12 protein-coding genes are annotated in these 16,047 nt (G+C 63.7%); 5 read left to right on the top strand and 7 right to left on the bottom strand.

All coding sequences use genetic code 11. The features are described 5' to 3' along the window. Positions 1-222: 222 nt before the first annotated feature. Both J4G32_RS06150 and J4G32_RS06155 read left to right on the top strand, forming a co-directional pair. Positions 223-1,320, top strand: coding sequence for a zinc-binding metallopeptidase family protein (locus J4G32_RS06150; RefSeq protein WP_210485221.1), 1,098 nt, complete (start codon positions 223-225; stop codon positions 1,318-1,320). 19 nt (positions 1,321-1,339) lie between these two features. After that, complete coding sequence (locus J4G32_RS06155; protein WP_246504779.1) at positions 1,340-2,338, top strand: patatin-like phospholipase family protein; 999 nt, start codon at positions 1,340-1,342, stop codon at positions 2,336-2,338. A gap of 23 nt (positions 2,339-2,361) precedes the next feature. Here J4G32_RS06155 and J4G32_RS06160 read toward each other — a convergent pair whose 3' ends face one another. From J4G32_RS06160 to J4G32_RS06170, 3 genes are read right to left on the bottom strand one after another with little or no spacing between them, the layout of a single operon-like run. Then, positions 2,362-4,668 (bottom strand): xanthine dehydrogenase family protein molybdopterin-binding subunit, encoded by a 2,307-nt coding sequence (locus J4G32_RS06160; RefSeq protein ID WP_246504780.1) that lies wholly within the window; start codon positions 4,666-4,668, stop codon positions 2,362-2,364. Further along, positions 4,661-5,134, bottom strand: coding sequence for a (2Fe-2S)-binding protein (locus tag J4G32_RS06165; protein WP_210485224.1), 474 nt, complete (start codon positions 5,132-5,134; stop codon positions 4,661-4,663). Before J4G32_RS06165 ends, J4G32_RS06160 begins: the two co-directional genes overlap by 8 nt. Before the next feature lie 30 nt (positions 5,135-5,164). Continuing rightward, positions 5,165-6,463: a cytochrome c gene (locus J4G32_RS06170; protein WP_210485225.1), complete on the bottom strand. Its 1,299-nt coding sequence runs from the start codon at positions 6,461-6,463 to the stop codon at positions 5,165-5,167. A 378-nt stretch (positions 6,464-6,841) separates the two neighbouring features. Here J4G32_RS06170 and J4G32_RS06175 point away from each other — a divergent pair, with 378 nt between their 5' ends. From J4G32_RS06175 to J4G32_RS06185, 3 genes are all read left to right on the top strand, one after another. Continuing rightward, entirely contained in the window at positions 6,842-7,231 is a 390-nt protein-coding gene (locus tag J4G32_RS06175; RefSeq protein ID WP_210485226.1) for an SET domain-containing protein, read from the top strand. A 151-nt stretch (positions 7,232-7,382) separates the two neighbouring features. Continuing rightward, entirely contained in the window at positions 7,383-7,865 is a 483-nt protein-coding gene (locus tag J4G32_RS06180) for a hypothetical protein (RefSeq protein WP_210485227.1), read from the top strand. Between the two features lie 55 nt (positions 7,866-7,920). Beyond that, positions 7,921-9,840, top strand: coding sequence for a potassium transporter Kup (locus tag J4G32_RS06185; RefSeq protein ID WP_210485228.1), 1,920 nt, complete (start codon positions 7,921-7,923; stop codon positions 9,838-9,840). A gap of 29 nt (positions 9,841-9,869) precedes the next feature. Here J4G32_RS06185 and J4G32_RS06190 read toward each other — a convergent pair whose 3' ends face one another. The 4 genes from J4G32_RS06190 to kdpB are packed head-to-tail and all read right to left on the bottom strand — an operon-like array spanning position 9,870 to position 16,040. Next, positions 9,870-10,562, bottom strand: coding sequence for a response regulator transcription factor (locus tag J4G32_RS06190; protein WP_210485229.1), 693 nt, complete (start codon positions 10,560-10,562; stop codon positions 9,870-9,872). Continuing rightward, entirely contained in the window at positions 10,559-13,261 is a 2,703-nt protein-coding gene (locus tag J4G32_RS06195) for a sensor histidine kinase (RefSeq protein WP_210485230.1), read from the bottom strand. The genes J4G32_RS06190 and J4G32_RS06195 overlap by 4 nt, the downstream gene beginning before the upstream one ends. A gap of 53 nt (positions 13,262-13,314) precedes the next feature. Then, positions 13,315-13,917, bottom strand: a complete 603-nt coding sequence (kdpC, locus tag J4G32_RS06200; protein ID WP_210485231.1) for a potassium-transporting ATPase subunit KdpC — start codon at positions 13,915-13,917, stop codon at positions 13,315-13,317. Between the two features lie 11 nt (positions 13,918-13,928). Continuing rightward, positions 13,929-16,040, bottom strand: coding sequence for a potassium-transporting ATPase subunit KdpB (gene kdpB / locus J4G32_RS06205; RefSeq protein WP_210485232.1), 2,112 nt, complete (start codon positions 16,038-16,040; stop codon positions 13,929-13,931). Positions 16,041-16,047: the final 7 nt, after the last annotated feature.

Consider the following 16,047-nt stretch of genomic DNA (forward strand, 5'->3'; position numbering starts at 1 on the left):
TCCGGGCGACACAGCCTGCAGAGCAGGAGACGATGCGCCCTATCTGTCGCGAGGATATGAGCCCTAGCCTCGCGAAAATCGCGGAACCGGATGAACCTGCCAGCCCGTCGCACGTTCTCACCAGGCTCCCCGTATTGCCGAACCCCCGCCGTCAGCGTGACGGCTGGTCACGACCTTCGGCCCCGCTTCGGCGAGGCTTTGGTCACGTCATGAGAGTTTTCGATGAAGCTGTTTGAGTGCCAGAATTGCGGCCAGTTGCTCTATTTCGAGAACCGCAAATGCGAACGCTGCGGCCATCGCCTCGGCTACATACCCGAGCAGAATCTGTTGTCGGCGCTTGAGCCCCGCAGCGAAACCTGGGTGGCCAAGGCTGATCCCGATCGCCACTTTATCTTCTGCGCCAATGCGGATGATGATGTGTGCAACTGGCTTGTCCCGGCCGACAGTTCCGAGATCTTCTGCATGGCCTGCCGGCATAACGGCATCATCCCCAATCTGTCGACGCCGGCCAATCTGCTGGCGTGGCGCAAGATCGAAGCCGCCAAGCATCGGTTGATCTATACGCTTTTACGACTGGACTTGCCGCTTTCCACGCGCGGCCAGGATCGCGAGCACGGATTGATCTTCGACTTTCTCGCGGATGATGGACCGGCCGCGATGACCGGCCACGACAACGGCGTCATCACCATCGCGCTCAAGGAGGCTGACGACGCCGAACGCGAGCGTCGCCGCACCGAAATGGGCGAACCCTACCGCACCCTGCTTGGACATTTCCGCCATGAGGTGGGTCATCACTACTGGGACCTTCTCGTACGGGATTCGGACCACCTGCAGAGCTTTCGCGCCCTCTTCGGCGACGAGCGGGACGATTACGGCGCCGCGCTGCTGCGGCACTACGAGGAAGGTCCTCAGCCCAATTGGCAGCAGAGCTTCGTCAGTGCCTACGCGACCTCGCACCCTTGGGAGGATTTCGCCGAAACCTGGGCGCACTATCTCCACATTGTCGACACGCTCGAAATGGCAGCCTCGTTCGGATTAAGCGTCAGGCCGCGCATCGCGGGCGCGCGAAATCTCGAAGCGGTGTTCGAAGCCGATCCTTACGGGCCCGGCGATATTCGGGCGTTGATCGACACATGGCTTCCGCTGACCTTCGCGCTCAACAGTCTCAATCAGACCATGGGACAGCCGGACGTCTATCCGTTTATCCTTTCGCCTGAGGTGATCGACAAGTTAGAGTTCATCCACGCGCTTGTGCGCAACGATGCAAGGCCTCAATCCCAGAGGGTAGACCAGGATGTCGGCGCCAATCTCCCAATCTGAAGCAAACAACAAGCCCCTGATGGTCGACCTCGCCCTTCAGGGCGGCGGTGCCCATGGCGCTTTTACCTGGGGTGTGCTCGACCGGTTGCTCGAGGAGCCGATGATCGAGATCGAGGGGATTTCCGGCACCTCCGCCGGCGCGATGAACGCGGCTGTCCTCATCGACGGCTATGCGGCCGGGGGGCGCGAGGGCGCCAGATCAGCACTCGAGGCGTTCTGGACCCGCGTGTCGGATGCTGCCCGCTTCAGCCCCTTCCGACGCGGACCGATCGACATCCTGATGGGGCGCTGGACGCTCGATGCGTCGCCGGCTTTCGTAGCGCTCGATATCGCCGGCCGCCTGATCTCGCCCTACGACCTCAATCCGCTGGGATCGAACCCGCTCACTGAAATCCTGTCGGATTGCGTGGACTTCGATCGACTCGCCAAGGCTCCGATCCGGTTGTTCGTCACCGCGACGAATGTGCGCACCGGGCAGGGACGAATCTTCGAGAATCACGAGGTCACGCCCGACGTGCTGCTGGCATCCGCTTGCCTGCCGTTCATGTTCCAGGCCGTCGAAATCGACGGCGAACCCTATTGGGATGGGGGTTATGCGGGCAATCCGACCATCACGCCCCTCGTCCGCGACTGCGCGGCCGACGACACGATCCTGGTCCAGATCAACCCCGTGGAGCGGACCGGCACACCACGGACCGCACGGGAGATCGTCAACCGGGTCAACGAGGTGTCGTTCAACGCGACGCTTCTGAAGGAGCTGCGGATGATCGCCGTCCTGCGCGAGGTCGCCAATCCCGGGGTCTGCGAAGGCGCTCTCTGGGGGCGGATGCGCGTCCATCGCATTGCCAACGCGGCCATGAACGATCTTGGCTACTCGTCGAAGATGAATGCCGAGTGGGACTTTCTCGCGTACCTTCGCGACGAGGGACGAAAGTCAGCGGACGCTTTTATGCGTGCGCACCGCAGCGATATCGGGGTGAGATCGACACTCGACCTCGAGACCCTGCTCGACATCTGATCGGATCGCGACCGGGTCCCTGATCAGCCCTTGGGCAGCGCGCCGCGCACCGCCTCGGGCGTGATGGGAATGTGGCGCAACCGTGCCCCGACGGCCGCGAAGATGGCGTTGGCGATGGCCGGAGCCACAACCGTTGTCGCCGGCTCGCCGAGGCCGACAGGATCCTCGGTGCTGTCCACGAACTGGATATCCAACTCTGGCACGTCGCTGATGCGCAACGGCGTGTAAGTGTCGAGGTTGGTATCCTTCACAAGACCCTTTTCAAAGGCCGTGCCCTCGTGCAGCGCCATGCTCAGGCCCCAGAGGGCCGCGCCCTCTGTCTGGGCGCGCGCGCCGTCGGGATCCACGACCGTGCCCGCATCGGTCACAAGCGTCAGCTTTTCGACGCGCACGACGCCCGTCTTTCGATCCACGTGGACGCGAGCCGCGCAGGCGACCCAGGTCGGCATGTCGCGTTCCTGCCCGAAGCTCGTGGCAAGACCCAATCCCGTGTCGGGCGGGAGCGCGCTTCCCCACCCCGCGGCCGCTGCGGCCCGTCGTACGACCTCCGCCTGTCGGCGGGCTCCGCCGACAGCACTGGGCGCTGATCCTGCATTGCGTCCCGCGCCCGTCAGCAGCTTGAGGCGAAAGGCGACAGGATCCGCCTTGATGTGATGGGCGGCCTCATCGATGAAGCTTTCCAGCGCCCAATTGGTCCAACCGGGCCCGACGGAGCGCAGCCATCCTGGACGGAACGTGGCATTGGCCAGATCATTGGAAATCGCCCTCACCTTTTGGGCTCCCACCGCGTACCAGTGATCGGCGCCCGCGATGGCGAACGGATCATAGGGCGCGCCGCCTAGTCCCTTCGGCATGAAGAACGGCGCCATGACCTGCGTCGGCCAGCCTGCGGCTGCGTGATGCTCCATGGCCGTCACTTCGCCGGTCTTGTCGAAGCACATGCGCAGAGTTTGGACGGACGGCGAGCGGACAGAATCGAATTGCGCATCGTCGGCCCGGGTGAGAACCATCTTGACCGGGCGACCCAGCGCTTTGGCGGTCAGCGCTGCCGGGACGGCGTAATCGCCGTTCAGGCGGCGCCCGAAACCGCCGCCGATGAGATAGGTGCGCATGACAATGCTCGTCTCGGGCCGGCCGAGCGCCTTGGCGAGGGTCGGCATGATCAGGCTTTGCCATTGATTGCCGGTGTGGATCTCGAACAGGCCATCTTTCTCGAAGGCGAGCGCGTTCACGGGTTCAAGCTGAAAGTGGAGAACGGTAGCGGTGGTGTATGTCTGCTCGAGACTGGATTGCGCGGCGCGAAACGCAGCCTGCGTATCACCCCCACCGGTATCGAGCACCGCGCCCGCATCCGGTTGCGCAATCAGCTTCGTCCCGTGATCCTGAAGGTCCTTCTCCGATACGGCGGCACCGGGGCCCGCGACCCATGTGACCTTGACGAGGTCGGCCGCGCGGATGGCTGCCGGGTAGGTTTCGGCGACGACCATCACCCAGCCGGGCACTGTGTCGGACGGATCCTCGAGCGGAATGCTGCGCAGGTAACCCTTCACGTTCCGCGCGGCCGAGTCGTCGATTGCACTGACCTTCGACCCGTTGCGCGTGGGCGGCAGTTTGGGACGGCCATAGACCATGCCGTCGACCTTCGCATCGATCCCGTAGCGCGCAGTGCCGTTGATCTTCGTCGGGATGTCGAGAGCCGCGACCGGACGGCCGACAAGGCGCCGCTCGGACGCCGGCTTGATCGGCAGCTTGGCGATCTCCTCGGGAGAATAGCGGCGTGTCAGCGTGCCGCGCCGGACGATTTCGCCGTACGCGATCGACTGGTCTCCGGCGACGACAGCGCCGCCCTCGGCGCGGCATCCCTCGGGTGAGACCGCCATCAGCCGGGCGCCTTCCTCGATCAACGCCAATCGGCCTGCCGCCCCGGCTCGGCTGAAGAGTGGCCATGTCTGCCACACGGACCAGCTGCCGCCGGTGACCATCAGGCCCCATTTTGGGTCGGTATCCACATGGGTGATACGGACCTTGTCCCACGGGACTTCCAGTTCGTCGGCCAGAATGCGGGCGAGCGCGGTGCCGACATGCTGGCCCATCTCGGCGCGGATTATGTTGACCGTGACCATCCCGTCGCCGTCCATCGCAAACCAGAGCGTCGGTTCGAAGGCCGGGCCGGCAGGCGCCGGGGGAATCCCGTCGGGCGTGGCCGGGTCCATCGCGGCCTCCGCCGCGCTGGGGAAGCCGAAGGCGAGGCTCGCCCCGACACTTGTAACGAGAAAGCCCCGGCGCGTCAGCGCCTGTGACAGGGCGTCGGAATTGTGAAACCTAGCCATGTGTCGCATCGCTTCCCAACACGGACGCTGCCTGCTTGATGGCCGCACGAATGCGCACATAGGTCATGCAACGGCACAGATTGCCCGACATCACCGCGTCGATGTCCTGATCGGTTGGCTTGGGAAAATCCTTGAGCAACGCCGCCGCCTGCATGATCTGCCCGGACTGGCAATACCCGCATTGGGGCACCTGCAGGGCGAGCCATGCCTGTTGGACGGGGTGCGCGCCGGCAGGATCAAGTCCCTCGATGGTGGTGACGGCAGCGCCCGCGACCGCAGCGACCGACGTGATGCAGGACCGTGTCGCCCGGCCCCCCACATGCACGGTGCACACGCCGCACATGCCGATGCCGCATCCGAACTTTGTCCCGGTCAGGCCAATCTCGTCGCGGATCACCCAGAGGAGGGGCGTATCGTCCTCAACATCGACCGTCACGGCGCGGCCGTTGATCGTGAAGCTGGTCATGGCTGCGTTGCTCCTGACATGGTGCCGGCCCTACTCGTGGTTGCCCTGCGCGCGGATCGTCGCCACGGCTTTATCGAGATCGGGCCACGCGGGGCCGCTCGTCCGCGTTGAGCGCAGATAGCCGGCGATCCGTGCGATATCCGCATCGCTGAACCCCGCGGCAAATCCAGGCATCACGACGCCGGGCGCACCCTCGGGCGCGGTGACGCCATAGAGGATGACCCGGATGAGGTTGGTGGGATCAGACAAAGTCACGGCGCTGTTGAGCGCAAGTTCGGGGCGGAGCGCATTTACCGCATCGCCTCCGTTGTAATGGCAGGACGCGCAGGCCGCATTGTAGAGCCGGGCTGCCGGGTCCGTCTGGGCTCCGGCACCGGCGCGATCCGCCGCAAGAGCGCGCTCGATCGCGGGTTTGATCTCGGCGAGGCGCGCATCGGAGCCTGCGACATCCGCCAGATAGATGGCCAGCGCGCGAATGTCCTCGTCAGGCAACTTTCGGAGTCCATCGTGAACGACCGGGGACATCGGTCCTACGGCTGTTCCGTGGTGCTGCGACACGCCGCTGCGCAGATAGGCATACAACTCGTCCCGGCTCCAGGGCACCGGCGACGGATTGGCTTTGGTCAGAGGCGGCGCAATCCAGTTATCGATGGCCGCACCCGCATAGGGCTTCCCACGTTCCTCGGCACCGAGCGAATTGCGCGGCGTATGGCACGCGCCGCAATGGCTGATGCCTTCCGCAAGATAGGCCCCACGATTCCACTCGGCGCCTTTGATTGGATCGGGCGTCAAGGGTCCGTCGCGGAAGAACAGCAACTTCCATCCGGCCTGCAGGGCCCGAATGTTCAGCGGGAACGGAAGCGTGTTGGCGGGGGGCGTCGCCCGCACGGCTGGACGGGTGATGAAATACGCGTAGAGCGCCGCGACATCAGCGTCAGTCAACTTTGTGAAATGGTCGTAGGGAAAGGCCGGGAAGAGGTGCGAGCCATCCCGCGCCACGCCCTGCTGCATCGCGCGCTGGAAGGCCGCCTCAGACCAGGAGCCAATCCCGGTTTCGGGATCAGGCGTGATGTTGGTTGAATAGATGGTGCCGAACGCCGTGCGCATCGGATAGCCGCCGGCATACGGTTTTCCACCCTGTGCTGTATGGCAGGTGGCGCAATAGCCGGCCCCGGCAAGCACTTCGCCGCGCGCGACGAGATCCGGCGCAAATCCGGCGGGGGATGGCCTCGCAACCGGCGCAATGGCCGAGCGCCATGACAACATCGCAAAGGCTCCGACCCCAACGATCAGGACGCCGACCAGTCCGATGAGGATGCGTCTGAACACAAGCCATTCCTCGCAATGTCCGCATTCCACCCCTTGCGGGGTATCGTCTCGCCCCCTGCCCCATGAAGCGGGAGCATTCGGAAGCGCTCCTTATGGTCTACCCTATCACGCGAGCCGTCCAGTCAATTGGTGTCAGATCAATTGTCAGCGCGACCGTGACTGTCCGTTCAAATGATCGGCCGGAGAGCGATGTCGCGCCCGACGTGGAACGCACCTTGCTTCCGGGCGTCATTCCCCGAGAGGTGCGAAGCGTCACACGACCGCGGTTGGCACTCTTTTCGGAACGCGCCCGATCAGATAATTGGGACGCATCCATCCGCGCCCAACGAGGAGCATAGAGACCCTGTGAAAGACGATACGCGTGAGAACCCCTTCCGAGTGAGAAGGTCACAGACGGGCCTCGGGCTGTTCGCCACGGCAGTCATCGAGAAAGGTGCGTTCATTGTCGAGTACACCGGCAATCGCGTTCCGAACAAGGATGTCCATCTGTTTCGCAACACACGCTATCTTTTCGAGCTGAACAGTCGCTGGACCATTGACGGGTCTCCGCGCTGGAACACGGCGCGCTACATCAACCATTCGTGTCGTCCAAACGCCGAGCCCGTGATATCGCGCGGCCGCATTCTCATACGCTCGAAGAAGCGCATCCGGCCAGAGGATGAGATCACCTTCAATTACGGCAAGAGCTACTTCGAGGAATTCATCAAGCCGGTCGGGTGCAAGTGCCGGGCCTGCAATCCTCCATCGGCAGTCAAAGCCGGCGCATAAGTGGCACCCATGTCAGGATCTGCCTTGGCCCTTGGGTGCGGATCCTTATGAGATTCTTATATCGCCGCGCCGGCCGCCCCATCGATTTCTTACGCGCAAGGCTTCAGATCTGACTTCGAGAATACGGTGCCCCGCCTAGGGCGGCGTTCGGATGACACAGGATCTTGCGGCGGCTCAGATGCGACGATCGGCGATCGCGGAAAAACTCGACACTTTGCTTGCCCGCCTCATCGCGGCCCCGGCTGCGAACGCGGATCTGGTAGGGGCGGTGATGGAGGGGGCGTGTCCGCGCCTCTTCGCCTCACCGGCAGCACGAGAGACCATCCAGCAGTTTGTCGATGCTCAGGCATGGATCGACCTCGGATTCTGGCTCATCGCCTGGGAGTTGCCGGACTGGGCCGTCCATCGGCTTTCACGCGACGATGCGCTATGGTGCTGCTCGATCAATGTGGAAAGCGTGGCCATCAACTGGTTCGACGCCGTGGCGGAGTATCAGCATGCGGACCTGGCGCTTGCTCTCCTCGGAGGTCTTGTCCAAGCGCAACTGAACAAGGCTGAGGGGATCGCCTCCAGCAACGTCATCGCCTTTACCCGCCTCGATCGGCAAAAAGCAGCCGGCAGGGCAAACTCGTGATATCCGACCGGACCTTTCAACAGGGCGAAGCAGGCGGCGGATGGGATTTACGCACATGACCGCGATCGCCCATGAACGGGCTGAAACCACGACCCCGGCCCAACCGGTCCCGGCGCCGGACCGATCACGGTTCTGGACGCTGACGCTCGGCTCCCTTGGGGTGGTCTACGGCGACATCGGCACAAGCCCGCTTTACGCGCTCAAGGAATCCCTGGCGGCCGCCGCTGGCGGCGGTGAGCCGACTGTCGAGATGGTCTTCGGGATTGTCTCGCTGATCCTCTGGGCTCTCATCGTCATCGTCACAGTGAAGTATGTTCTGTTCATCCTTCGTGCGGACAACAACGGCGAAGGCGGAACCTTGACCCTCATGGCCTTGGCCCAGAAGGCCATGGGCCACAATGTGGCCGTGATCACGCTCCTCGGCGCCGCGGGTGCCGCCCTCTTCTATGGCGACGCCATCATTACGCCGGCTATCTCGGTTCTCTCGGCCGTGGAAGGCCTCAAACTCGTCACCCCATCGCTCGATCCCTACATCCTTCCCATCAGCATCGTGATCCTGGTCGGCCTCTTCATGGTTCAAAGCCACGGCACGGCACGCGTGGCCATGTGGTTCGGTCCGATCATGGCGGTGTGGTTCGTGGTGATGGCCGTGGGCGGTCTGCATCACATCGCCGATGCGCCCGGGATCCTGGCGGCCTTCAGTCCCACCTACGGCATCTCGTTCCTCACCCATCACGGCACCGCGGGCTTGATCGCCCTGGGGGCGGTGTTCCTGTCTGTCACCGGCGCGGAAGCGCTCTACGCCGATATGGGCCATTTCGGACGCCGGCCGATCCAGATCGCATGGCTTGTGCTCGTGCTGCCGTGCCTGGCCCTGAACTATCTCGGCCAGGGTGCGCTGATCCTGGCCGATCCCGGCAAGATCGAGAATCCGTTCTTCCTGCTCTATCCCGAATGGGCCCTTCTGCCGATGGTCTGCATGGCTGCCATCGCCACGGTGATCGCCAGCCAGGCCGTCATCACCGGGGCGTTTTCGCTCACCCAGCAGGCCATTCAGCTCGGCCTGCTGCCGCGCATGGAGATTCGCTGGACCTCGGACAAGGAGAAGGGGCAGATCTATGTCCCACGGGTGAATGCCCTTCTTCTCGTTGCGGTCCTGTTTCTTGTCGTCACGTTCAAAAGTTCAAGCGCGCTGGCGCACGCCTACGGCATCGCCGTTACCGGCACGATGGTCGTCACCGCCATCATGGCGTTCTTTGTCGCATGGAAGTTCTGGAAGTGGCGGTTCTGGACGGCGGCGGTCGTGGTCCTGCCATTTCTTCTCCTTGACCTGATCTTCCTGGGCGCGAACGCGCTGAAGATTCCCCAGGGAGGCTGGATGCCGCTCCTGGTCGGGACCGCGCTCGTCATCGTCATGATGACATGGCGGCGCGGAACACGGATTCTCATGGAGAAGAGCAGCAAGATCGACGTCGGCCTGAGCGACCTCATCGCCATGCTGGAGAAAAGTCCGCCCCATCATGTGAAGGGCACAGCGATCTTCCTCACCGCCGACCCCGATCACGCGCCCTCGGCCCTCATGCACAACCTGAAGCACAACAAGATCCTGCACGAGAAGAACGTGATCCTGACCGTCAGGACGGAGGATGCGCCCCGCGTCGGCGACGAGGCGCGGCTGCGGATCGAAAAGATCGGCGAAGCCTTCTGGCGGGTCGAGATGGTCTACGGCTACATGGAGACGCCCAACCTGCCGCGGGGCCTTGCCGTCTTGCGCAAGCAGGGCTTCAAGTTCGACATCATGTCGACGTCGTTCTTCGTCTCGCGCCGGTCGATCCGTCCCTCACCGCATTCGGGCATGCCGCTCTGGCAGGACCGGATCTTCATCAGCCTGGCGAAATCCGCCAATGACGCCACGGATTTCTTCCAGATTCCGACCGGGCGCGTGGTCGAGATGGGAACGCAGGTCACTGTCTGAGCCCGGCGTCGCGCGCTTCATGCCGAAGCTCAGTCGGGAGCCTGAAGCCGATATCCGACTCCTGTTTCGGTGAGCACAAAGGCTGGCCGCTCGGGGTCGTCCTCGATCTTCTGGCGGAGCTGCCGCACGTGGACGCGCAGGTTCTGAATATCGGCAATGCCGCCCCAGACTTCCCGGATGATCAACCGATGCGTGAGCACTTTGCCAGCGTGCTGCACGAGAACCCGCAGGATGTCGTATTCCCGCGGGGACAGCTTGGCGTCGCGGCCGTGGACCGTCACGATCCGCCGAACCAGGTCGACGGACAGGCCGCCAAGCCGGAAGATCGGTCGCTCGCCCTGCTGCTGAAGGCGATGCTTGAGCGCGACGCGCAGGCGCGCCAGCAGCTCCTGCATGCCGAACGGCTTGCTGACATAATCGTCGGCCCCGAGTTCAAGCGCCTGGACGATGCCCTTCTCGTCCGTTCGGCTCGACAGCACAACAATAGGGAAATCCGCGTCCGTCGCGCGCAACTGGGCCAGCAAGTCCATGCCGTTTCGATCCGGGAGGCCGAGGTCGAGCAGCATCACGTCAGGCGGTTGCGCCGCAATGGCGAGCAGGGCATCGGCCACGTTGCCAGCCTCCACCACCTCGTAGCCCTGCGTGCCGAGACCGGCCCGCAGCAGACGGCGGATCGGCGGTTCGTCGTCAACGACGAGAATCCTGATCGGAGCAGCACTCATGCAGCCTCATCCACGGGTCGTTTCTGATCCGGCACCGGTAGCCGGATGGTAAAGATCGCGCCGGAGCGATCCGTTCGATTGGCGGCGGTTATCGTGCCGCTCATGGCTTCGACAAACCCGCGGCAGATGGGCAGACCCAAGCCCGTGCCGGCGCGGACCTGGTCACCCTTCTGTGCACGATAGAACTTGTCGAAGATCCGTTCGAGATCCGCCTCAGGGATCCCCTCCCCTTCATCGAGCACCTGAACGATCACTGCGTCGTCATCCTGCCAGCTCTGGACGCGGATCGCACTGCCGGACGGGGCGTATTTGGCTGCGTTGTCGAGCAAATTAAACAGAATCTGCTCGAACAGGACCGCGTCTACCCGCACCATTGGCAGGTCGGGAGCGATCTGCAAGTCAACGCGATGCGACGACAGGACAGCAGCCGCACGATGAAGCGCCGCGCCCAGCACGTCGCTGACGTCATTTAGCGCCGCATTCGGCGCGATCGCCCCCGATTCAAGCCGCGTCATGTCGAGGAGATTGGCGATGAAGCGGTTGAGTCGTTCCGCCTCGTCCTGCACGGTTCCGATCAGGTCCGCCTTGGCCTCCTCGTCAAGGGCGGCGGAATAGCTCTTGAGCATTCCGGCCGCGCCAATGATCGCCGCAAGCGGCGTTTTGAGATCATGTGAGATCGATGTCAGCAATGCCGATCGCAACCGATCCGACTCGGCCGACAAGCGGGCGCGGTCGACATCGGCCACAAGTTGAATGCGCTCGGCGGCGAGTGCTGCCTGGTCGGCGAGCGAATGAATGAGCCGCCGCTGTTCGGGCGTCAGGAGGAGACCGGGCTTGTCGCTGTCGATGCCGACGACACCCACGGGCCCGCTACTGGTGCGCATGGGGAGAAACAGCCGCTTGGCGCCCGGTAGCGTGTCGGCGCCGCGCCCCGCCTCGCGGTCGCGCTCGAATGCCCACCGGGCGGCAGCCAGATCCGCATCGTCCAGCTGGTCCTCCGGTGGGTACCCGGCTTTCAGTTCCAGTTTGTCGAACTCCGGCATGAGGATGACGACCCTGACCTTGAGCATTGCGGCAATCTGATAGGCCGTCGCCCAGAGCAGGTCGTCAATCGTTCCCACGCTCGTGAGCTTGCGACTGAAGAGATACAGGTCCTCAGTGGTCTTGGCCCGTTGGCTCGCGACGATCGCCTGGCTCCGCACACGGGCCGTCAGATTGCTGGCGATCACCGCCACGAGGAGAAAGAAAAAGAGCGCGACCACATTTTCGGGGTCCGCGATGGTGAAGGTCTCGATCGGCGGCAGGAAGAAGAAGTTGAAGGCCAGCATGCTGAGAAGACTGGCAAAGAGGGCCGGCCAAAGTCCGAAGGAGACGGCAGCGCCCAAAACGCTCGTCAGAAACACGAGAGCGATATTCCTCACGTCCAGGAACTCGTCGAGCACGAAGCCAAGGCCGAGGGCTGCGACAACAAAAAGCGTGCTGAAGAGATAGGGTGCCGCTTCGAGCCTGCCCTTCGGCGCGACCGGGCGATGTCGATCCGTTTCGGCCGCGCTCTCGTTGAGCGCGATGACATGAACGCTGATGTCACCCGCCGATCGGATGACGTCATGGGCGACCGAACCTTGGACCGCTTCGCGAAGTCTCGATTTGTCAGGCTTTCCGACAATGATGTGCGTGGCGTTGTGCGTCTCCGCATAGCGCACCATCTCGGCCGCCACGTCGCGACCGGGGATCGTCACCGCCTCGCCGCCAAGGCGCTCGGCCAATCGCAGACTTGCGGCGATGCGATCCTGCGCAGCAACTGACCGCCGCAGGGCGCTTGCGGTTTCCACATGCAGCGCCGTCCAGGGCGCCTGCAGCCGCTCCGTCATGCGGCGGGCATATCGGATGAGCGCCTCGCTCCCGGGCGAATCGTCGATGCAGACCAGGACCCGATCCCCTGCAGCCCAGGGGCCAGGGATCGCATGGGCCTGCATGTGATTGAGAAGCTGCGCATCGACGCGCTGGGCGGTCCGCCGCAACGCGAGTTCCCGCAAGGCTGTGAGGTTTCCGGGCGAAAAGTAATGGGCAACCGCCCGCTCTGCCGTCCGGGAGACGTAGACTTTGCCTTCATGCAGCCGCTGAATGAGGTCTCGCGGCGTGATGTCGATGATCTCGATGTCGTCGGCGCGGTCGACAATGGCGTCCGGCACCGTCTCGCGCACGCGGATGCGGGTGATCTGCGCCACCACATCGTTGAGGCTCTCCACATGCTGAACGTTGAGGGTCGTGTAGACGTCGATCCCGACCGAGAGCAGCTCTTCCACGTCGAGATAGCGCTTTGGATGCCGGCTGCCCGGCGCGTTCGTATGCGCGAGTTCGTCGACCAGCACGAGTTGCGGACGCCGCTGCAGGATCGCGTCGAGATCCATTTCGTCGAGGCGGTGGCCCTTGTAGTCGACTAAGCGCCGCGGGATGATTTCGAGCCCGGACAGAAGCTGTTCGGTTTCCTTGCGGCCATGCGTCTCGACGACGCCAACGACCACGTCGACACCCTCATCCCGCCGCGAGGCCGCCTGCTGCAGCATCTCGAATGTCTTGCCGACACCAGGCGCCGCCCCAAGGAAAATCTTCAGTCGCCCCCGGCTCTCCCGCTTCGCCGCCTGGAGAAGGGCATCGGGCAAAGGTCGCAGGTGCTGGTCGCGGCGGTCTTCAGCCATGGTCGGTCTCGCACGCAGAACACGCTCTCCCCCTGGACCCGGGCAACAGGCGACTACCGAGCGTCCCGGTCCAGAACGAGGTTCAGCTTGAGCACATTCACGCGCGGTTCGCCAATAAATCCGAGGATGCGCCCCTCCGTGTTCTGGGTAACCAGCTGATGAACGCGCTCGACCGGCAGGTTGCGGGCCATGGCCACTCTCGGAACCTGAAACTGGGCGGCTTCCGGCGACAGGTGTGGATCGAGGCCGCTTCCCGATGTGGTCACGAGGTCAATCGGGAGGCTGACACCAGGATTCTGCGCCTTCAGCTCCGCGCTGTCGGTTTTGATCCGGTCGATCAGGGCCTGATTGCTGGGCCCGAGATTCGAGCCACCGGAATTGGACGCATTGTAGGGCAACGCAGTCGTCTTTGACGGGTCGGAGGGGTCTGGCCCGAGGGTTGCTGATGGCCGCCCGTGGAAGTAGCGGTCGCCCGCGAAGGCCTGCCCGATCAGCGCCGAGCCTTTCGCCTCGCCGTTGACGGCAAGGAGGCTCCCGTTTGCTTCCTCCGGGAAAAAGGTCTGGGCGACCCCCGTCATGGCGAGGGGATAAAGAAGGCCGGTGATGGCCGTGAACGCCGCAATCATGACGAGAGCGGGACGAAGATGACGCAACATGGTGGATCTCCTTATGCGAGGCCGATGGTGGTGATCAGAAGGTCGATCGCCTTGATGCCGATGAACGGCACGATGATTCCGCCAAGGCCGTAGACCAGAAGGTTGCGACGCAGCAGCGGTGCTGCCCCGATCGCGCGGTATTTCACGCCCCTGAGTGCCAAGGGAATCAGCGCGACGATAATCAGCGCGTTGAAGATGATGGCTGAGAGGATCGCGCTCTCGGGGGTGGCGAGATGCATGATGTTGAGCGCGCCAAGCTGCGGGTAGATGGCCGCAAAGATCGCCGGGATGATCGCAAAGTACTTGGCAACGTCGTTGGAGATGGAGAACGTGGTGAGCGATCCCCGGGTCATCAGCAACTGCTTGCCGATCTCCACGATCTCGATGAGCTTGGTCGGATCACTGTCGAGATCCACCATGTTTCCGGCCTCCCGCGCGGCAACTGTGCCCGTATTCATCGCAACGCCCACATCGGCCTGGGCAAGCGCCGGCGCATCATTGGTGCCATCTCCGCACATGGCGACGAGCTTGCCCTGCGCCTGCTCGGAGCGGATCAACGCGAGCTTGTCCTCGGGCGTGGCCTGGGCAAGAAAGTCATCGACTCCCGCTTCCGCCGCGATGGCTGCCGCCGTCATGGGGTTGTCGCCCGTGATCATGACCGTGCGGATGCCCATCTGCCGCAATTCGGCAAAGCGCTCCTTGATGCCGCCTTTGACGATATCCTTCAATTGCACCACGCCGAGCAGCCGACCATCTTTCGCAACCGCCAGCGGTGTTCCACCGGCCTTGGCGATGTCGTCGGCAATCGCCTGAACCTCGCGGACCTGATCGGCGCCGACCAGCGACTTGACGGTCGGTGCGGCACCCGCGCTCAGAACCGGTATCTTGGGCGACAGATAGGCGAGGATCGAATCGACTGCGCCCTTGCGGATGATGCTTTCCCCAATATCGACGCCACTCATCCGCGTCTGGGCGGTGAACGGCACGAAGGTCGCGTGCAGTTCACCCATCTGGCGGGCCCTTATGCCATATCGCTCCTTGGCGAGGACGACGATCGAGCGGCCTTCCGGTGTCTCGTCCGCGAGCGAGGCAAGCTGTGCTGCATCCGCGAGGTCCTCTTCGCTCACCCCGCGCATGGGGCGGAAACTGGTCGCCTGTCGATTGCCGAGCGTGATCGTCCCGGTCTTGTCGAGCAGGAGCGTATCCACATCGCCTGCCGCCTCCACGGCTCGCCCGGACATCGCCAGCACATTGAACCGGACAAGCCGGTCCATTCCGGCAATGCCGATGGCTGACAGCAGCGCGCCGATGGTCGTCGGGATGAGCGTGACGAACAGGGCGACGAGCGAAATGATCGGGATGGTGCCGCCCGCATAGGCGGTGAAGCTGGGGATGGTCGCGACGGCGACCACGAAGATGATGGTGAGACCGGCCAGCAGGATGTTGAGCGCGATCTCATTGGGAGTCTTTTGACGTGAGGCCCCCTCCACGAGCGCAATCATGCGGTCGATGAAAGTGGAGCCCGGCGCCGCGGTGATGCGCACGCGGATCCAGTCCGACAGAACCTGCGTACCGCCGGTGACGGCCGATCGATCGCCTCCCGATTCCCGAATGACCGGGGCGGATTCGCCGGTGATCGCGGCCTCGTTGACGGAGGCCACCCCCTCCACCACTTCGCCGTCGCTTGGAATGATGTCCCCGGCCTCCACGAGCACAACGTCGCCCACTTTCAGCTGACCGCCGGGCACCAACGTGAAGTCGCGCGCGCGCTCGGAATCGAGAAGCTTCGCCTGCGTCTCCGTGCGGGTCTTGCGCAGGGACGCGGCCTGGGCCTTGCCGCGTCCTTCGGCGACCGCCTCGGCGAAGTTGGCAAACAGAAGGGTGAACCAGAGCCAGAGGATGATCTGGAAGGAGAACGCAAGACTGGTGCCGCCGACAAGCACATCTTTCACAAATAGGATTGTTGTAAGCGCGGCGACGACCTCCACCACGAACATGACCGGATTCTTGATCATGAGGCGCGGGTCGAGCTTGGTGACGGACGCGGTCAGCGCCGGCACGATGATGGATGGATCGACAAGAGAGGGGAGACTGGCCCGGTCACGGGCATGGGCGGTATTCATAACTGGA

Source organism: Microvirga antarctica, from assembly GCF_017921815.1.
Taxonomy (GTDB): domain Bacteria; phylum Pseudomonadota; class Alphaproteobacteria; order Rhizobiales; family Beijerinckiaceae; genus Microvirga; species Microvirga antarctica.